Origin of the sequence: Varibaculum cambriense, from assembly GCF_022133705.1 — a bacterium.
GTDB classification, from domain to species: Bacteria; Actinomycetota; Actinomycetes; order Actinomycetales; family Actinomycetaceae; genus Varibaculum; species Varibaculum cambriense_A.
The window spans coordinates 132,117-150,707 of the sequence record NZ_JAKNHJ010000002.1; the positions used below are offsets into that span (position 1 = coordinate 132,117).

The 18,591-nt window shown below is 50.2% G+C and carries 16 protein-coding genes; 14 read left to right on the forward strand and 2 right to left on the reverse strand.

Annotation, left to right across the window (positions count from 1 at the left end; translation table 11 throughout):
- Positions 1–7 precede the first annotated feature (7 nt).
- The 5 genes from aes to L0M99_RS01510 all read left to right on the forward strand — a co-directional run bounded on the left by aes (position 8) and on the right by L0M99_RS01510 (position 5,868).
- Positions 8–973, forward strand: a complete 966-nt coding sequence (aes, locus tag L0M99_RS01490; RefSeq protein WP_024059416.1) for an acetyl esterase — start codon at positions 8–10, stop codon at positions 971–973.
- A 70-nt stretch (positions 974–1,043) separates the two neighbouring features.
- Positions 1,044–2,177: a crotonobetainyl-CoA dehydrogenase gene (gene caiA / locus L0M99_RS01495; protein ID WP_024059415.1), complete on the forward strand. Its 1,134-nt coding sequence runs from the start codon at positions 1,044–1,046 to the stop codon at positions 2,175–2,177.
- 9 nt (positions 2,178–2,186) lie between these two features.
- On the forward strand, positions 2,187–3,398 hold the full coding sequence (caiB, locus tag L0M99_RS01500; protein ID WP_024059414.1) for an L-carnitine CoA-transferase: 1,212 nt from the start codon (positions 2,187–2,189) through the stop codon (positions 3,396–3,398).
- Positions 3,388–4,968 (forward strand): AMP-binding protein, encoded by a 1,581-nt coding sequence (locus tag L0M99_RS01505; RefSeq protein ID WP_238127495.1) that lies wholly within the window; start codon positions 3,388–3,390, stop codon positions 4,966–4,968. The genes caiB and L0M99_RS01505 overlap by 11 nt, the downstream gene beginning before the upstream one ends.
- A 21-nt stretch (positions 4,969–4,989) precedes the next feature.
- Entirely contained in the window at positions 4,990–5,868 is an 879-nt protein-coding gene (locus tag L0M99_RS01510) for a MaoC/PaaZ C-terminal domain-containing protein (RefSeq protein WP_024059412.1), read from the forward strand.
- A 60-nt stretch (positions 5,869–5,928) separates the two neighbouring features.
- Here the strand turns inward: L0M99_RS01510 and L0M99_RS01515 are convergent, their stop codons facing one another.
- On the reverse strand, positions 5,929–6,561 hold the full coding sequence (locus tag L0M99_RS01515) for a TetR/AcrR family transcriptional regulator (RefSeq protein ID WP_024059411.1): 633 nt from the start codon (positions 6,559–6,561) through the stop codon (positions 5,929–5,931).
- A 194-nt stretch (positions 6,562–6,755) separates the two neighbouring features.
- Here L0M99_RS01515 and L0M99_RS01520 point away from each other — a divergent pair, with 194 nt between their 5' ends.
- From L0M99_RS01520 to L0M99_RS01540, 5 genes are all read left to right on the forward strand, one after another.
- The gene (locus L0M99_RS01520) at positions 6,756–7,517 is read left to right on the forward strand and encodes an electron transfer flavoprotein subunit beta/FixA family protein (protein WP_024059410.1); all 762 of its coding nucleotides are present in this window, start codon (positions 6,756–6,758) and stop codon (positions 7,515–7,517) included.
- 15 nt (positions 7,518–7,532) lie between these two features.
- Positions 7,533–8,402, forward strand: a complete 870-nt coding sequence (locus L0M99_RS01525; RefSeq protein ID WP_024059409.1) for an electron transfer flavoprotein subunit alpha/FixB family protein — start codon at positions 7,533–7,535, stop codon at positions 8,400–8,402.
- Between the two features lie 3 nt (positions 8,403–8,405).
- On the forward strand, positions 8,406–9,701 hold the full coding sequence (locus L0M99_RS01530; protein ID WP_024059408.1) for an FAD-dependent oxidoreductase: 1,296 nt from the start codon (positions 8,406–8,408) through the stop codon (positions 9,699–9,701).
- 1 nt (position 9,702) lies between these two features.
- The gene (locus tag L0M99_RS01535; protein ID WP_024059407.1) at positions 9,703–9,999 is read left to right on the forward strand and encodes a ferredoxin family protein; all 297 of its coding nucleotides are present in this window, start codon (positions 9,703–9,705) and stop codon (positions 9,997–9,999) included.
- Positions 10,000–10,068: 69 nt separating this feature from the next.
- Positions 10,069–10,632, forward strand: coding sequence for a GNAT family N-acetyltransferase (locus L0M99_RS01540; protein WP_238127496.1), 564 nt, complete (start codon positions 10,069–10,071; stop codon positions 10,630–10,632).
- Between the two features lie 392 nt (positions 10,633–11,024).
- Here the strand turns inward: L0M99_RS01540 and L0M99_RS01545 are convergent, their stop codons facing one another.
- Positions 11,025–12,968, reverse strand: a complete 1,944-nt coding sequence (locus L0M99_RS01545) for an OPT family oligopeptide transporter (protein WP_024059405.1) — start codon at positions 12,966–12,968, stop codon at positions 11,025–11,027.
- A gap of 372 nt (positions 12,969–13,340) precedes the next feature.
- Between L0M99_RS01545 and L0M99_RS01550 the strand changes: the two genes are divergently transcribed.
- The 4 genes from L0M99_RS01550 to L0M99_RS01565 all read left to right on the forward strand — a co-directional run bounded on the left by L0M99_RS01550 (position 13,341) and on the right by L0M99_RS01565 (position 18,524).
- On the forward strand, positions 13,341–15,116 hold the full coding sequence (locus tag L0M99_RS01550; RefSeq protein WP_024059404.1) for a sodium:solute symporter family protein: 1,776 nt from the start codon (positions 13,341–13,343) through the stop codon (positions 15,114–15,116).
- A 14-nt stretch (positions 15,117–15,130) separates the two neighbouring features.
- Positions 15,131–15,442 (forward strand): hypothetical protein, encoded by a 312-nt coding sequence (locus tag L0M99_RS01555; protein ID WP_024059403.1) that lies wholly within the window; start codon positions 15,131–15,133, stop codon positions 15,440–15,442.
- A 154-nt stretch (positions 15,443–15,596) separates the two neighbouring features.
- On the forward strand, positions 15,597–16,715 hold the full coding sequence (locus L0M99_RS01560) for a phosphotransferase enzyme family protein (RefSeq protein ID WP_024059402.1): 1,119 nt from the start codon (positions 15,597–15,599) through the stop codon (positions 16,713–16,715).
- 99 nt (positions 16,716–16,814) lie between these two features.
- The gene (locus L0M99_RS01565; RefSeq protein ID WP_238127497.1) at positions 16,815–18,524 is read left to right on the forward strand and encodes a hypothetical protein; all 1,710 of its coding nucleotides are present in this window, start codon (positions 16,815–16,817) and stop codon (positions 18,522–18,524) included.
- Positions 18,525–18,591 lie beyond the last annotated feature (67 nt).

The window sequence follows — 18,591 nt, forward strand, 5'->3', positions numbered from 1 at the left end:
AGAAGTTATGGTAAACAAACTTGATGTACCACATTTGTGGTCGCAAGAGACTGAGCGCGCGGTAGCAAAGCAAGAAGAATTAGCAAAGGGAGTCTATTCCACAGATCAGTCCTTCGAGGAAATGCGGATTGCTTATAACAAGGAACGAGCTTACTGGAACCAAGATCCCCCTGAAATGGTGGAAGTGCGCGATGACACGGTCCCGACCGATAAAGGCGAAGTTAGAATCAGGCAGTACCGACCGGTTGAGGCGAAGACGCTTCCCTGTGTCATGTTTTTCCATGGCGGCGGCTGGGTGTTGGGCAATCTTGACACCCATGACCGGATGGCCAAGCTAATCGCCAGGGAAACCGGCGCAGCTGTGGTAGCGACTGATTACTCGCTATCCCCAGAGGCTAAGTATCCCCAACCGATCGAAGAGGCAGTCCAGGTTTTCCACTATTTGCAAGACAACCATGAAGAGTGGGGGATAGATCCCAGGGACTTCTCATTCACTGGGGATTCTGGCGGTGCACATATTTCACTTGCTACTTTCTTAGCTTTGCGGGGGGAAGGAATAAACCTTAGTGATATTCGTGCATTACTGCTGTTTTATGGATGGTTCGGGCTCAGTGACTCAATGAGCTCCCGGCTACTAGGTGGATGGTGGGACGGATTGACTCAAGATGACTTCGATTTTTACAAGAGTCTCGCTTTGAAGGACATGTCGGAAACTAAACAGCCCTATGTTGATCTTTTCCGCAATGATCTGACCAAACATATGCCTCCAGTTTATCTGGCAGCAGCAGAACTGGATCCTTTGCTGGATGATTCCCGCCTGCTCTCAAAAATACTTGAGGCGAATAAAATACCGGTGCAGTTGGATGTATTTGCAGGGACAATCCATGCTTTCTTACATCACTCCCGGATGCTAAAAGCAGCTAACGAAGCTATCGAAAATGCGGGCAGGTTCTACCAGAAGTTTGCCCGATAAGACCAGAGGTTTCTGGGGCGCTGACAATCTTCCAGCGCCCCAGGCATAACCCCATTGAAAGGAGAGAGCATTGGAGTTCTCACTAAATGAAGATCAACAGATTATGGTTGATGCTTTTCGCGAAGTGATGGAATCTAGGAATTGGGAAACCTATTTTCATGAATGCGACGAGACCCATACCTACCCCGAAGAATGGGTCAATGCTATTTGTGAGGTTGGTTTTGATCGAATAACGATTCCCGAAGAGTACGACGGCCTAGGTTTGGACTGGGTAACCATGACCGCGGCCTATGAGGAACTGGGGCGCTTGGGTGGCCCCACTTACGTCCTCTACCAGTTACCGGCGTTAGAAACCGTTTTGAAAAACGGTACCGACGAGCAAAAAGAAGCTGTTCTTGCCTTCTTAGGTACCGGCAAACAAGTGCTGAACTATGCGATGACTGAACCGTCAGCAGGCTCGTCTTTTGAAGATATGCGAACCACCTACACTCGCCGTGATGGGAAAATTTACCTAAATGGTCATAAGACTTTCCAGACCTCGGGAATGCACGTCCCCTACATGGTTGTCATGGCACGTGACAGTGAGGACAGCAGCAAGTACACGGAGTGGTTTGTAGATATGGCGAAATCTGGCATAACCAAGGAGCCACTAGAAAAGCTAGGCCTCCGTATGGATTCATGTGCCGAGATATACCTCGAAAACGTGGAACTAGAGGAGTCCGATAGGTTTGGAGAGGAGGGCGGTGCCTTCCGCCGCGTAGTAGGTGATTTTAACCTAGAGCGTTTCTTGGTTGCCTTAACGAATTACGGAACCGCTTATTGTGCCTATGAGGATGCGGCTCGTTATGCTAATCAACGAGAGCAGGGCGGGAGAGCAATTGGAAAGTACCAGTTGGTTCAACTGAAGTTTGCTGACATGAAAGTAAAACTAACCAACATGAGAAATATGCTCTATGAAATTGCCTGGCGTCACGATCAAGGTTTACTCGGTCGCGGCGAGGGCTCAATGGCAAAGTACTACTGCTCGCACGCGGCATTTGAAGTGGTAGATGAGGCTTTGCAGGTGCTGGCGGGAATAGGTATCGCAGGAGAGCATCGGGTGCAGCGGTTCTGGCGTGATTTGCGGGTAGACCGGGTCTCTGGCGGAACCGACGAAATGATGATTCTGGACACCGCCTTTATGGCGCTGCGTCCTTACCGCTAGGGGGCAGAGATGAACACGGATAAGCCTTCATTCGGAGCGCTTGATGATGTCAGGGTGTTGTACTCTGCAGTCGAAATTGCCGCGCCAACTGCCGCGGCAATAATGGGCGAGTGGGGAGCGGATGTGACCTGGATGGAGAATATCTGGACTGGTGACTCCATGCGGGACACCAAGTGGGTCAAGGAAATGGAACGGCGAAATATGCGTTCTCTTTCTATCCATCCCTTTACTTACGAAGGTAAAGAGGTACTCGTACGGCTGATAAAAGACACCGATATTTTTATCGAGGCCTCTAAAGGTCCCGTGTGGAAGCGTAAAGGGATTACCGATGAGCAGCTGTGGGAGGTTAATCCGTCTCTAGTTATCGTGCACGTATCAGGGTTTGGTCAGTGGGGTGACTCATCGAGAATTAATGCCGCTGCCTATGATCTCACGGTTGCTGCTTATGCCGGTTTGATCGCGCAAAATGGAAGCCCCGAACAGCCTATGAACATAGCACCCTACGGTGCCGACTACTTTAATGCGTTGATGATTATCTCTGCCAGTCTGGCAGCCTTGCACAAATCCCGTTTAACCGGGCAGGGGGAAAGCATTGATGTAGCCATGTACGAAACGATTTTGCGTGTTGGTAGCTATTACATGATGGATTACCTAAATGAAGGGATAACTTATCCCCGACCTGGTGCCCGTCATCAAAACCTTTGTGCTATTGGTGAGTGGGAATGTAAAGATGGTTTCATCGGCCTTTGTGTATACGGGGTGCCGCAGAATAAGTATCTGCTCGAGACTATCGGCCTGGGAGATCTCTGGGGTACCGATGACTATCCCGAGGACACCTCTGCCTTGTGGCTGGACAGTCCGCAGGCTGATTTGATTCAGCGAAAGTTAGAGGAATATCTGAAAACGCAGTCCAAGTTCGAGGTTGAAAAGGACTTTTCGGCACACAAGATTGCGGCACAGGTGGTTAATGAATTCGATGATCTACTTAGGGAATCTCATGTCAAGGACAGAGAGTGTTTCATCGAATGGGACAACGCGCAAGGAAAGAGGGTCAAGGGACTGAATACTTTCCCGAAGTTTACTAATAATCCTGGGGGTTTCTGGCGACCGATGCCTGCGTTGGGTGCCGATTCCAGAGATGTATTGGAACGTGCCGGATTCAGCGCGGAAGATATTGAGCGTTTTAAAGAGTCCGGCAATATTAGATTCGATGGGGAGTGAAGAGGACGCGCCCAACGTTATAGGTGGGCGTAATCATTCGGCTATGTTTGACACCGCTAAGAATACGACGATTAGGGATCTGTGGCGACGGCAGTGCGCCACCTTCCCTGATCGTCCTTTCTTAGTATTTGTCAATACGGATACCCAGGAATGCGTCACCTACAGCTATCAAGATTTTGACCACCTTACGGAGCAATTTGCGGCTTTACTTGCCGAACGGGGATTACGAAAGGGAGATCGCTTGTGCGTCTACCTGGATAACTGTGTTGAATTCCTGGTCGCGCTACTTGCTGCCCCCAAAATTGGGGTGGTTATCGTACCGGTAAATGCAGCTTCGACAGTTAAAGAGTATCTTTACATCGTTAATAAAACTCGGCCACGTCTGGTACTTACGAGACAAGATTGCTATCGACAAGCAGGGCTCCCCGATTTTTCGCCTCCGGCTATCCTAGTTGACGATCCTGGCGAGGGGTCTTTCCTACGTGAGCTGCAAAAATCTAATAAGACGGTGCCAACATCAGAGATTGAGCCCCTTGATCTCTGGGAAATCATGTTCACTTCCGGTACCACTTCGTCCCCTAAAGGAGTAATGCTCACCAACGCCAATGCAGTTTTTTCTGGTCTGTATGTCAATTGGGAGTTGAGTATGACTTGTCGAGATCGCTACCTGACTTCGATGGTGGTTTCTCATGTCAACTTCCAACTTTCGGCGCTAGCCCCAGTAATCACTGCTGGTGCCACATTGGTCTTACAATCTCGCTACTCCGCAAAACGCTTTTGGGAGGAAGCCCGGATCCGCCACGCTACCTTAGCGCAGGGTATGGCCATGATTGTGCGGACAATGCTCCGACAGCCGAAGAAGTTGGAAGAGCAGAACCACTGTGTGCGAGAAATGCACTATTTTCTACCCATATCGATTGGGGAAAAACAAGAATTTTGTGCCCGATTTGGGGTGAGTTTATTTAATAACTACGGATTAACTGAAAGTCTAGTGGGGGTAATTACGGATTCGCCTCACGCAGAGCGACGCTGGCCCTCGATTGGCAAAGTAGGTCCTACTTATCAGGTGCGTTTAGTGGACTCACAGGGGGAGGACAATCCAGGTAAAGAGGGCGGAAGCATTGAAATTCACGGAACTCCGGGAATCAATTTGATGGCAGGCTACTGGGAGGATCCACAAGCAACCAGGCGAGTGCTTTCCGAGGACGGATGGTTAAGAACTGATGACTACGCTTTACAAGACCGGGATGGGTGGTATTACTTCCTCGGGCGGGACTCGGATCTTATAAAACGAGGCGGGGAAAATGTATCCGCGGCAGAAGTAGAAAATGTATTGATGCAATGCCCGGGGGTACAGCAAGCGGCAGTTATTGGGGTTCCCGATAGTATTCGAGACCAGGCTATCAAGGCTTTTGTTGTATTGGAGTCTGGTGTCAAATATAGCCAAGCGGAAATTATCAGTTTCGCGCAAGAAAATCTTTCATATTACAAAGTTCCCAGTTCTGTGGAATTTCGCAGGGAACTCCCGCAAGGAAAATACGGCAAAGTTGCAAAGAATAAGTTGGCCTAAAAGCAAATTCAAAGGAGAATCATGGCTCGTATAAAAACAGAAATGGTAGGCAAAGAGTTCGGTCCCTTCATTCGGGACTACAATTTCCGTGATCTTGAGTTATTCGCCTTAGGATGCGGAGCAGGTATCGATGGAAAAGAAGGACTGGAATATTTAAACGAGGGCGATCCCCGTTCACCCAAGCTAAAAGTACTTCCCATGTTCGGAGCAATGTTGATTGTCGATCAAGAGATAACTCGCACTATCGATTATGGGTATAACTATGCCGGATCTTTGCATTGGGGTTTTGATATTCGCTTCGAGCAGCCAATCACCAAAATGTCCGACCGCTTAGAAACTAGAGTGGTGCTGCAAGGGCTCTTTGATCGGGGTGAAGGTAGAGGTTTACTAGCTCAACATGTAGGAAGAACCTATGACTCAGACGGTAACCTTCTTTTCACTAATGAGTCCTGGGATTGCCTAATTTATGACGGTGGCTGGGGTGGCCCGAAAGCACCAAAAGACTTGGTTGAGATGCCCGAGCGTCCTGCCGATATCGAAGTTACGGAACGCATTCCCGAAAACCAAGCTCTGATCTATCGACTTTCTGGTGACTGGCATCCGCAACACATTGACTGGGAGTATGCCAAGGAGAACGGGCAGCCGCGTCCTATTTTGCATGCAATCTCATATGCCGGTATGGTCATGCGCCATGCCATTGCGCAATATTTCCCAGGAGAACCAGACAGGATAACTCGCTTCAAGACGAGGATTACCAGTCCCGTACTTCCAGGACAAGTTCTGAAGACTCAATTGTGGCAGGTAGGATCCGGAGAGTTGAGATTCCGTCTCGTTGATGAGGATGCCAAAACTACCGGAGCAAAACCCCATTTGAACTGGGGAATTATTGAGTTTAAGTAAGAAAGGGTGTCGATGATCGGGAGTCGTGTTCCCGGGTAGGAATCTATCCCGGGAAACTGGCTACGACACTAGGCGGCGATTATGGTCGGAATGGAGGTCTGAATGCAAGGAAAGTTGGTCAGATACCACAGACTCTGCGTATTCGCGGAACTCGGTTTTGAAGCAATCAATATTTGCAGGATCCAAGCAAAAAGCTCGCATCAGAACCGAGCCCTCAACTGCATCCAACAAACGAGTGATCGACTGGTCACCGGGAATAATTCCTGCTTGTTTAAACTTCCACAGTTTGCTGCGCAGCTGAGAAATCGGTTGATCGTAGGTAATCGAATGAATCTTGGCGATCACCGGTTGATCGCTGGAAGCCATTTCCACAAAGATTCGGCGCACGGCCTGGGAAGATTGGCCAAAATAGAGATCCAGTCGGTACTCAATTTCATCTAAAAGGAGGTCTTGGACGGTGTCACCAGTAGGAACGTGTTCGCTAACTAGGTGCTCGAACGCGGAAATCAGCAGGGTTTCGCGGTTACGGAAGCGGTTGTACATGGTGGATTTTCCTACGCCAGCTTCTTTTGCCACCTGGGTAAGATTGAAACCCGCCCACCCAGATTGTCCATATACCGTTAGGGCAGCGCGAAGAATTTTTCCATCAGCAAGTGTGTCGCGGGGGCGACCTATCTGGGGCTTCGGTGTCACCAGATCCTCCTCAAAATGGCTAGCTACCCTCACCGTAGCACAGGAAATGCACATTCTGGCGGAAAAAAATTTTATTACCAAACTAATTGTAAAAACGAAAAACCCGCGATGCAAGAGCGAGGTAGCAGTGTCATTAGACGGGCTTTCCCGTAGGCATGCCGTCGCGAAAGCATCACCTATGGAAGGAGAAAAACGTGAGTATTGTAGTTGCGTATAAATACGCGGCAAATCCACAAGATGCACTGGTAAAACCCGATGGAGAAGTTGATTGGAGCCGGGTAAAACCAGCACTTTCAGATTATGATCCGGTAGCGATAACTGTCGGACGTAGTCTAGCTGACGCCCTAGACACTACTTTGGTGGGGATTTCTGTCGGAGGGGAGAGCGTAGCTTCGTCTATGGCAAAGAAGACTGCGTTATCTCGGGGACTAGACAGTGCGCTGGTAGTAGCTGACGCGGCTACCGCAAGCTGGAATGCGAGTAAAACAGCATCTGCTCTGGCTGAACTGGTTGGCAAAGTGTCCGATGTGAAACTAGTGATAACCGGAGACTCCTCAATTGATGAGGGATCCCGGATAACCTCTGCTCTGATTGCTGGCTATTTGGGTTGGCCCTGTTTTCAAGACGTGTGTGCCGTAGAACCTGCAGGAGCTGGTTATCGCGTAAGTCAGATTGTAGCTGGAGGCGTAAAAGTTCTGGAGGTTTCCACTCCCGCAGTGTTGGCGATGAGCTCGGATGCGGCAGCGGTAAAACCACCTGCGATGCGGGAGGTGTTAGCTGCTAATAAGAAACCTCTCGAGGTTGTTCCGGTATCAGACCTGAACATTGTCTCTGTTGAGCAAGAGATCGTCGGCTCGAGCAAACCTGAATCTAGGATGCGTAAACAGCAAATCTTCTCTGGCGAGAATGCAGCTTCCGAGTTGATCACCGCACTACACTCCGAGAACGTCCTTTAGGAAAGGAAAAAGAAAATGTCTGATACCTGGATTATCGCTGAAGACGGCGCGATTTCGGCGCTGGTAGAAATTGGAAAGAACTACGGCGGAAAAACAAATGTGGTACTGGTAGGAGATGCCGAAATTAAGGGTGTAGATCGGGTAATTCGTATTCCCAAAACGCCCGATCAGCCGGTAGAAACGTTAGCTCCGGCAGTGGTGGCTAGCCTGCGACCTGAGTCAGAAGACATTATCCTGGCCGGCAATACTCCCGGCTCGCGGGTGCTAGCGGGAGCAGTAGCGGCAAAACTTGGAGTTCCAATATTTTTCGGGCTGCAAACAATTAGCCCGGGTGAAATAACTGTTTCCCGCTACGGGGGAATAACTTTGCAAACCTTCCGAATCAATGGATCGGTTGTGGCGGTAGTGGATGGGGGAACTGAAACCGAAGGAGATACCCCAATCCTCGAGGAGGGATCTACAGCTGCTTACGACGTTAAAGTTGTTTCGGTAGACAAATCCGAGAGTGTAAAAACTCCTTTGGGGGCGGCGCGCAGAGTTGTTTCTGCTGGTAGAGGTTTTAAGAATGCTGAAGACTTAAAGCTACTAGCGCAGTTCGCAGATTCAATAGGTGCTGAGGTTGCCTGTTCGCGGCCGCTTGCCGAAGGTGCTGGTTGGTTGGAACGTGACCGGTATGTAGGAATCTCTGGGCAGCATATTAGCCCCGAGTTGTATATCGCTGTGGGAATTTCAGGGCAACTCCAGCACACTGCTGGGATGTCTAATGCTGCTACCGTGGTAGTTATTAACAGTGACGAGCGGGCTCCCTTCTTCAAACAGGCAGACTACGGTATTGTGGGAGATCTGTACGAGGTAATACCCGCCCTGACGGAGGCAGCGAGATAAAACATGAGTGTGGAATACGATTTCGATGTCATCATCGTAGGTGGCGGCGTCGCCGGAACGGTATGTGCCTACCTTTTAGCAAAAGAGGATCACCAGGTCTTGTTGATTGAGCGCGGCTCGGAAGTGGGGGCTAAGAACCTTTCGGGCGGGGTGTTCTACTGCCAGGTAATGAACCAGATTTTCCCCGGCTTCATTGAAAAAGCCCCAGTTGAACGAAAAATCACCAAGAACATTCTTTCCTTCCTGAACCCGACCTCCGCCGTAAATATGGAGTATTGGGATCAAAGGCTAACTGATCCGGTAAACGCGGTCAGCGTTCTGCGCGCCAAACTTGACCCTTGGCTGGCGGAGCAGGCAGAAGCAGCCGGTGCCACCATTATGCCAGGCATGAAAGTTGATGAACTGGTGCGCGAGGGCGGCAAATTCTGCGGAGTGCGTGCGGGAGAAGACACCGTATACGGCAAAATAATCGTGGCAGCAGACGGGGTGAACTCCTTCCTCGCGCAATATGCCGGGATTCGCCCTAAAGAACCGCTGGGTCACCTGGGGGTGGGGGTAAAATCTGTTATCCAGCTAGGGGAAGAAACCCTGAAAGAACGCTTCAACCTGCAAGAGGGCGAGGGCGCGGCCTATCAAATGGTAGGGGACTGCACTCAAGGAGTAGCAGGCGGCGGCTTCCTGTACACCAACCGGGATTCGGTTTCTATCGGGATCGTGGCGATGCTAGATGACCTGAAGAAAAAACAGTTATCTTCCTCTGAACTGCATGATCATTTCTTACAGCACCCCTATATCGAACCGTTCCTGCGCGGAGGAAAACTGCTCGAATATGGCTGCCATCTGGTAGCCGAGGGTGGTAAATCCATGCAACAAGGACTGGTACATGACGGGCTGATTCTGATAGGCGACGCCGCCGGTTTCACCCTCAACACCGGGTTCACGATTCGGGGAATGGATTTGGCAGCCGGATCTGCCCAAGCCGCCGCCAGCGCCATTGATACCGCACTCAAAGCAGAAAACTATAGCGCGTCCTCGTTAAATAAATATCTGGAAAACTACCAGGCGTCTTTCGTTGGTAAAGATATGGAAACTTTCGCGCGCGCGCCGCAGTTCCTACACAACCAGGAACTATACGGCCAGGTAGGACGGCTCGCGGCGGACGTGTTCCACGGGGTCTATAACCTGGATACCACCCCGCGACAGCGGCTATTACCAGTGGCGCGGGCAGCGTTGAAGAAATCGCCACTGAGTATGCGCCGCCTGGTGAAGCTCGGTTTACAAGCAGTGAGGTCGATTTAAAATGACTGATTACCTTCCCGAATCCGTATCTGAGAGACTTAGCGCCAATATTTATGAGGTTGACGAAGAAGAATCCCATATCGTTATCGACCAAGAACTAGCGAAAGCCACGGACGCCGGCAAACTTCTAGAGCGCGTTTGCCCCGCTCATGTCTATACCGCCCGCGAGGACGGAACAGTCGATATCGAATACGCCGCCTGCCTAGAATGTGGCACCTGCCTGGCAGTCGCTCCTCCCGGGGTGCTCAAATGGCGTTACCCGCGCTCCATGATGGGCATTAGTTACCGGGAGGGTTAAGTAATAGTAATCCGAAAGTAATCCCGCGGAAGTCGGATCGACTCGCAAAAAATAGTTATCCTTAAATGCATGAGTACCCCTATGCAGATTCGTCAAGCTGAGACCGCCCGCGACATGTTAGATATTTTTGCGACTCGTCGCGCGGTTTTTCACCTGGAACAAGGCATCTCTTTGGATCGGGAAATAGACGATATCGACTTCGCCCAGGGAACTATCCACCTTTTAGGCGAGGACGCCTCCGGCACTATCGCGGCCGCCAGAATCTCCCCGCCCAAAATTGGTATTCCTTCCGACCTGGCAGAAATGTTTCCCCAGCTGCCACGGGACACTATTACCGGGAAGCTAGGACGTTTTGCCGTACTGCCTGCCGCCCGCGGATGCGGTAACGGTAAAGAACTGGTACTCGGTGCCGAACGTTTAGCGCTTAGTAATTGGGGGAGTTCCGAGGGCGGCGGAGTGGTGTTGTTGCAAGTCGCGGCGCAGGCTCCAGTAATCGGGTTCTATCAAAAACTCGGCTACCGGCTAGTTACTTCCCGCGACCCCTACCTGGATGCTGGAATCGAACACCGCGACCTGGTGAAGCTGGTGGAGCCGCAGGCCAGTGTGGTGCAGTTTCCCGGCCGTTGGCTTTAGGCTGCGCGGGGGATTGGTTTTATCCGAGTGGGTGCGGTGGGCATAAGAATTCGGAAAATGCCTGCGGTCTTTTTCCGAATTCTTGGGCGGGAGGAAAAACCAATCCCCCGCGTATCCACGCCAGTCATTTGCGGTAGCGCGCTGCCTGTTGTGTCTTGGTGCGGGGCGGCTGGCTCGGTAAAAGCACTTCGGGGTTCTGTCACCGGCTTTGTAGGGGTGTCGCGAGGAGGAGGATTTTGCCTCCTGCCCAAAGAGTTAGAAAAGACTCCAGTCTTTTCTAACTCTTACGCCCACCTAGCCTAATCGGCATAAATCCTCCTCCCCGCTTTCGCTACTTAACGTGTCCCTCCCACATCTTTTACCGGCCGCGGCTCGTGTGCTTTGGAAATCCTCTAGGCAGAAGCCTGTTTCTTTGCGTAGCGGTAGCCCCAAAGCGCTATAGCGACGAAGATAACCAGCCCGACCAGGGAGGACGTTCCTGACCAGGAATCAGGTACTATTGCCAGCGGCTCTCCGCTGCCAGTGCCTCCCACAATCGCAGCGTAAACCACGCCCCACAGGCTTTCCCCTACTATTAACCCGGTGGCGAGCAAAGTTCCCATTCGGGAAGCCGCCTCCGGATTCTTTCGAGTCTTAGCCCAGCGGTTAAAGAGAACTCCGCAGGTAGCGCCAACCGGAATCAAGATGGTGAGGGTGATAGGCAGATACATTCCCATCCCCACTGCGATTGGAGGCAGCGAGTAACGAGATGTGGTGTGCTTTAGAATCTCGTCTATTAAGATGATGGCCACCCCGATCAATGCTCCAAGACCCAGCAGACTCCAGTCAATATCGCCTCCAAAGACCCCTTTGGTAAGTTCAGCAATCAGAGACGCTTGCGGAGCAGCCAGCGCATTCTTGCCCGCACCAGGGGCTCCTTGAAATCCGAAAGCCGTGTTCATCAGCTGTAACACCGGTGGAATTATTAAAGAGCCGAAACCTACCCCTATTATCAGCGCCACCTGCTGTTTCCAAGGGGTAGAGTTCACCAATTGACCGGTTTTAAGGTCTTGTAAGTTGTCGTTAGAAATAGTGGCAATACCAAATATGATTGCCGCCGTGAACAGGGTGTACGCGACAAGGGTCTTAGGGTCGGCACCGGCCGGAGTCGCTAGTTTAATTACCAGAGCCGTCAGAATTGCTACCAAGATTCCCACCCCAGAAACCGGGCTGTTTGACGAACCTATCAGTCCCGCCATATATCCGCAGACGCTGGCAACTGCGAGCCCAAGTGCCAAAATGAACACGATTGACAAGAAAATTAGTCCACCCGTGTGATGCTCTAAGGAACTGCCCCGCAAAAATAGCCACAATAGAACCCCGATAGGAATCATTAAAGCTAAGGTGATACCGATAACCCAAGACGCTGGCAGGTCTCGTTCTTGTGGGGGGACAGTGAATCCACCTTTACGTTTACGAGACGCACTAATGGATTCGCGCATTCCTTGAAAAATCGGTCCAATAATTTTTAGGAACGTCCAAATCGCAGCGATAGCGATGGTGCCAGCGCCTACGAAACGTACATCGGAAGCAAAAATTCCTTGCACGCCCTCGGCAATATCCCCGCTGCCGAGCTGACCAGAAGAGAAGTAAGGAAGCAGCACCCCATAGCTGATTAGCATGCCGCAAATCATGGCGATACCGACACCCAGACCTACCAAATGTCCAATCCCGATAAGCGCTAATGACAGGCTAGTTCCCACCATAGTGCCACCCGCTCCCACTTTAAACGCGGTGGTGACAGAGGAAAGCGCGACTTTAAGATTAGTAAGCAAACTGAAAAATGCGGAAGAAATAGCTCCCCAAACGATCACGTGCAGACCCCGGCGGTTGTCGGCGGCGCCTTCGCTAGTGTCCCCAACTTTTAGGACTTCCGCCGCCGCTACGCCCTCGGGAAAAGAAAGGTCAGAACCGGTTACGAGGGCGCGCCGCAAGGGAATAGAATAGGTAACCCCCAAAATCCCTCCCAGGGCGCATAAGAGGGCGGTAGTCCAATAGGGGAAGCCGGTCCACCAGCCGACCATGATTAGGCCAGGTAGCACAAAAATGATTGCCGACAAGGTTCCGGCTGCCGAAGCAATGGTCTGTACGATGTTGTTTTCTTGCACGGTATGATCTTTGAAATACCGCAAGATTGCCATGGAAATAACGGCCGCCGGAATTGAGGTGGCAAAAGTCAGCCCCACTTTTAACCCTAAATAAACATTTGCGGCTGTGAAGATTAAGGTGATGATTCCCCCGATAATCACTCCGCGAATAGTTAGTTCTTTTACTGCTGTTTTCGATTCAGTTGTCATCGTAGGCCGATCTCCTTGGTCACATACGCCAAGTTCAGGATACGACCTGACGGGAGATTTAAAAAACGGGGTTAATACCTGACTTACGTGTATAAAATCGTTGTTTTTGTGGTTTGATCAGGGGGTATGATGCTTTGAATATGCTTTGAGAGGCAGCGTGCAAATCAAGTTAGTTGTAAAACAAAAAGGAGGTTATAAACGAAACATCCACTAGCGGGTAAAGATGGAGAAAAAAATTAGTAAAACATACTTTTGTGGTGAGCTGGTCGCAGTATAGTGGCAGATAGCCGCCAAAGCCCGGGTGATTCCCCTCTCGGATAATCACCTAAGCTATGACGGGATAATAATGTCTTTTCTTATAAGGGGGAGGGAATGATCCACCCGATACTTATGCCCAATGAGGTAACTACCTTGATTGAGCCCAAGTTTTACGACTATTTCCCAATTATTGTTTACTTCGCGTTTGTAGTGGCCGTTGGGTTCATGATGAAGCGAAAGGCCAGTTCATCTGATGAATTCTTGACTGGTGGGCGTTCGTTACCAGCCTGGGTGACTGGTCTGGCTTTCGTGTCTGCCAACTTGGGCGCAGTTGAGATTATGGGAATGAGTGCTAACGGTGCACAATATGGTCTGCCCACGTTCCATTATTTTTGGCTGGGCGCGATCCCGGCAATGCTGTTCCTAGGTATTGTGATGATGCCGTTCTATTACGGTTCGAAAGTCCGCTCGGTTCCTGAGTTTATGCTTAAGCGGTACGGAACTGCCGCTCATCTAATCAACGGGCTTTCCTTTGCCCTCGCGCAGCTGCTAATCGCCGGGGTAAACCTGTATTTGCTAGGTAAAATCGTTAACGGAATGTTGGGAATCCCGTTATGGATTTCCCTGATTATTGCTGCGCTAATCGTGCTGACCTATATCAGCATCGGCGGTCTGGCGGCCGCCATTTACAACGAAGTTTTGCAGTTCTTCGTGATTGTCGCCGCGCTACTGCCGGTGACTTTGATTGGCTTATATCGCGTAGGTGGCTATCGAGGATTAACCGAGAAAATCACCAAATGGGCAAATGAGGCCACTAATCCGGTGTATCAGGATCCGAATAACCAGCTGCATTCATGGCCGGGCACGCTATTGTCGGGCTTCAACTCGCCCGCAATGTCAATATTTGGCTTGGTTATGGGGTTAGGGTTTGTTTTGGCTTTCGGTTATTGGACCACAAACTTCGTGGAAGTCCAACGGGCGATGGCTTCAGATTCGATTTCTGCCGCCCAAAAGACTCCGATTATTGGAACCTTCGTGAAAATGTTTATTCCATTCCTGGTGATTATCCCGGGTATGGTAGCTGGGGTATTGATTCCGGAAATTGTAAAGCTCAAGGGCGGGCCAGATTTTATGGGGGTAGGCGAGGAAGCGCTCGCGAACCTATCCTCTCACGTCCCGGCGGGTTATGAAGTCAGCTACAACGATGCCATGCTGCTCATGATGCGGGATTTGCTACCTAATGGTTTGCTTGGTTTGGCGATTGCCGGTTTGCTGGCTTCCTTTATGGCAGGGATGGCAGCGAACGTATCTGCTTTTAACACGGTGTTTACGGTTGATATTTATGAGGCCTATTTCAAACCGAATGAATCCGATGAGCACTACCTGAAGGTGGGACGCAACGCCACTATTGTGGCCTGTACCGTCGCGGTATTTACTGCGTTGATTGCCTCCCTGTACCCGAACATTATGGACTTGCTGCAGCAGTTGTTCTCTATGTTTAACGCGCCGCTGTTTGCCTGTTTTATTATCGGTATGCTCTGGAAACGGGCAACCCCCTCGGGAGGCTGGACCGGTTTGTTGTTTGGTACTTTAGCCGCGTTATTGGTTAACGTCTTGTGCTGGAACAAGATCTTAGAGCTGCCCGGCCAAGGCCAAGCGTTCATTGCTGCGGGCGCGGCCTTTGTAGTCGGCGTGCTGGTAAACGTGGTGGTTTCCCTGTTTACCAAACCCAAGGATTATGCAGAGTTGGAGGGCTTCGTTTGGTCGCTTACTCCTAAAGAACGCCGCGTTGACCCGAACTTACATAAGTTGCCGGTAATGCGCCGTCCTATTCCACTCGCGATAGTAGCCGGTGTGCTGGTGATCGCCTTGAATACGTTTTTCCACTAGGGGAGGTAAGACAAATGAAGCAAAAGAAGATCCACCTTTACGATATTCGAGTTGTTTGTGGCCTGGTGCTGGGGATTATCGGATTGTTCCTGATTGTGTGCGGTCTGGTAATTGAGCCGGCTACCGTTCCGGACTATGTGGAAAATAATCTAGAAGGAATAAATAACACCCCGATTAATGCCAATATGTATTCCGGCGTAGGGCTACTGATTACTGCTCTGGTGTTCCTGGCCTGGACTTGGTTTAATCCCAGTGCCGGTATGGGGAATCCGGATGAGGACACTAAACCCGCCCACGAGAACGTTACTTCGGGGGATCCGCGCTAGTAATCAGTTTGTTTACCCCTTCCAAGAGCGAGCACGCAATGTAGGCATAGAGCATGGTTGCGTGCTCGCTCTTTGAAAACGGTGAAAAGTCGGGCGGTAATATTGTTGCGGGGTCTGTCATGGCTGATTGGCCAACGGTAGCTAAAGGAACTAGATGATGCAGGATTTACAAGTTGCGCAGGTGCGTCGGGCGGTTGAAAACTTTCGGGTTAAAGGTGATTTCCTTACCGCTACCCCTTACGGTTCGGGACACATCAACGAGACTTTATTGGCCAAATGTCGCCTGGAAGACGGCAGCGAACTGCCACTGACTTTGCAGCGTATTAATACTGATATTTTTACTAATCCCGTGCAGTTAATGGAAAACGTTGCGGCAGTTACCGAGTTCTTACGGGAACGTATCCAACAGGAGGGGGGCAATCCAGATCGGGAGACGCTGCGAATAATCCGCACATTTGACGGATACCCTTGTTACCACGATCCGGATGGGAACTGGTGGCGGATGTACAGCTATATTGACAATGCTTTCACCCTAGATTTGATTGAGGATCCGCAAGATTTTTATCAGTCTGGTTTAGCTTTCGGCAGTTTTCAGCGTCGCCTGGCGGATTTCCCAGCAGATTCTTTACATGAAGTGATTCCGCGCTTCCATGACACTGTTGACCGCTTCGCTCAGTTTGAGCAGGCGATAGCTCTTGATCCTTTAGGGCGCGCCAACCAAGTTGGGGAAGATATTGACTTTTATCGCCGATACGAACATTTGGCGCACGCATTTGCTGATCTACAAAAAGCAGGAAAGCTACCTTTGCGGGTAACCCATAATGATACCAAGCTAAACAATGTACTAATTGATGCGGACACCGGTAAAGCAATCGCGGTTATTGATTTGGATACCGTGATGCCAGGACTGGCGATAAATGATTTCGGGGATTCGATTCGTTTCGGAGCTTCTACTGGTGCGGAGGACGAGACTGACCTTACTAGAGTGTCGTGTTCTATGGAGCTGTTTACCGCGTTTACTAAAGGGTTCTTAGAGGGCGTACAAGGAAGGTTAACTGATTTAGAGATTGAGTTGCTTCCTCTGGGTGCCCAGGTGATGACCTATGAATGCGGAATGCGGTTTTTGACTGATTATCTGCTGGGGGATAAATACTTTAAGATTCACCGCCCAGAACACAATTTGGATCGATCTCGTACCCAGGCCAAACTGGTTCGTGATATGGAAAGTAAATTCTCGATGATGCAACAGATAGTTGCGGAAAACGCCGCCTAGATTACCTGGGTGGTTCAGACTGTTTGGTTAACGGAAGGCTGTAAACAGACCCGGTAGTTAGATACAGTAATGGTTCTACCTATAGATACAGAGAGGCGCATGATGAAGGCGGTAGCGGGCAGGGATTACTATGTCTCTGATAGTTGCGGAAATGATAATAACTCAGGAACCAGTTGTGAACAGCCATTTAAATCCTTGGCGAAAATAAACGATATTAAACTCCAGCCGGGCGATAGGGTTTTGTTGAAACGAGGAGACACCTGGAACGGTCAGGCTCTCCGTATTAAGAGTGGTTCTGCCGGATCTGCACAGGCACCTATTGAAATCAAACCTTATGGTGAGGGGAACGCGCGTCCAGTAATTAACGCTAACGGGCAGGGACGGTGGTACCAGGATTATCACGCCAGTATTGAGCTGCATCGCAATAAAGCAGAAATCTCTAGTGCGGTACTCCTCAAAGATGTTAATTATTTGGAGATTTCTGGTTTGGAAGTGACCAATGACCGGGAAATGAATCCCGATGCTGATCCGAAAGAGTTTAACGACGGTTTAGCACTGGATCGTACGGGAATAGCCGGCATTGCCGAGGATGGGCCTATGCGGCACATTGTGGTCTCGGATATGTATGTTCACGATGTCGACGGCAATATCTACGATAAACACCTGGCTAATGGCGGTATTTATTTCATTGCTCACTATCCCCAATCGGGAAAACCGGCGACTGCAGAAGAGGAAATTGCGCGTTTTGATGATTTGCAGATACTGAATAACCGGGTAGAAGATGTTAGTCGTTGGGGGATAGCTGCAGGTTACACTGCCTATCAAAATCTAATTGATCAACCGCAAGATGGCCCAATTCCCGATGAGGTTATCGCAAAATATGGTTCTAGTCGGGTAGTGATTCGCGGCAATTATGTTAGGGACGCAGGTGGAGATGCGATCACTACTATGTATTGCGATCGCCCTTTGATTGAATACAACGTTTCTGAGGGAGCCGCCAAGTTCATTAACGACTCCGACTATTTATATCCCTGCAATATCGAGGGACCGCAGGAGTCTGACTGGGGTCGGGTAGCCGCCGCGATCTGGCCTTGGCGCTGTAAGAATGCGATTTTTCAATACAATGAGGCCTACAATACCAGCAACGCATATAACGGGAATGGAGATGGCCAACCTTGGGATGCTGACTATGGTGACGGAACCATCTACCAGTACAACTATTCCTATGGCAATAGCGGTGCCACCATTATGTTTTGCGAAAAAGGTTCCCTACATAACGTATTTCGCTACAACATTGCCCATAGTGACGGGCGTGGGGCTTTAGATTTATCGGGACAAATTGATGCCCATGTTTATAACAATACTTTTATCCTCGCGAGTGGTTCTAGCGTGATTACCAGGGGAGATGCGCCGGCGATAATAGAAAATAATATCTTCTATAAGCCGGACGGGGTTACACAGGTAACTGAGAACTGGGAGGCAGGAAACCAGACCTATGACTACAACTTGTATTATAACTTTTCTTCATTGCCTGAAGATCTACATAAACAAGTAGTCGCCGCGAGGTCTGCGCTATTATGCGACGACTCGGCAGTTCCTATTGCAGCTGACCGCAAGGCGCGCCCTCATGACGGTTCTACTAGTAGTACCGTTTTTGATGGTTTCAAGCCGGCTGCTGATTCTGCAGCTATCCACGCGGGGAAACCGATTGTAGATGCCAACGGCTGCCCGGTAGAAAAGGACTTCTTAGGTAACCCTGTTGCGGGTCGTCCCACAATCGGTGCCATTGAAGCTGTTAGTAACAAGTAAACACGCTGATAGTGGCTTGTTGGTAGTGAATGCCTGGAGTCGATAATCCTTATCTGATTAGCGGATC

Excerpts from the sequence above, each read along its gene's own strand:
- L0M99_RS01555 (WP_024059403.1), top strand. The coding sequence starts at position 15,131 with ATGAAGCAAAAGAAGATCCACCTTTACGATATTCGAGTTGTTTGTGGC.
- L0M99_RS01560 (WP_024059402.1), top strand. The coding sequence starts at position 15,597 with ATGATGCAGGATTTACAAGTTGCGCAGGTGCGTCGGGCGGTTGAAAAC.
- L0M99_RS01565 (WP_238127497.1), top strand. The coding sequence starts at position 16,815 with ATGATGAAGGCGGTAGCGGGCAGGGATTACTATGTCTCTGATAGTTGC.
- aes (WP_024059416.1), top strand. The coding sequence starts at position 8 with ATGGTAAACAAACTTGATGTACCACATTTGTGGTCGCAAGAGACTGAG.
- L0M99_RS01540 (WP_238127496.1), top strand. The coding sequence starts at position 10,069 with ATGAGTACCCCTATGCAGATTCGTCAAGCTGAGACCGCCCGCGACATG.
- L0M99_RS01550 (WP_024059404.1), top strand. The coding sequence starts at position 13,341 with ATGATCCACCCGATACTTATGCCCAATGAGGTAACTACCTTGATTGAG.
- L0M99_RS01530 (WP_024059408.1), top strand. The coding sequence starts at position 8,406 with ATGAGTGTGGAATACGATTTCGATGTCATCATCGTAGGTGGCGGCGTC.
- L0M99_RS01535 (WP_024059407.1), top strand. The coding sequence starts at position 9,703 with ATGACTGATTACCTTCCCGAATCCGTATCTGAGAGACTTAGCGCCAAT.
- caiB (WP_024059414.1), top strand. The coding sequence starts at position 2,187 with ATGAACACGGATAAGCCTTCATTCGGAGCGCTTGATGATGTCAGGGTG.
- L0M99_RS01505 (WP_238127495.1), top strand. The coding sequence starts at position 3,388 with ATGGGGAGTGAAGAGGACGCGCCCAACGTTATAGGTGGGCGTAATCAT.
- L0M99_RS01510 (WP_024059412.1), top strand. The coding sequence starts at position 4,990 with ATGGCTCGTATAAAAACAGAAATGGTAGGCAAAGAGTTCGGTCCCTTC.
- L0M99_RS01545 (WP_024059405.1), bottom strand. The coding sequence starts at position 12,968 with ATGACAACTGAATCGAAAACAGCAGTAAAAGAACTAACTATTCGCGGA.
- L0M99_RS01525 (WP_024059409.1), top strand. The coding sequence starts at position 7,533 with ATGTCTGATACCTGGATTATCGCTGAAGACGGCGCGATTTCGGCGCTG.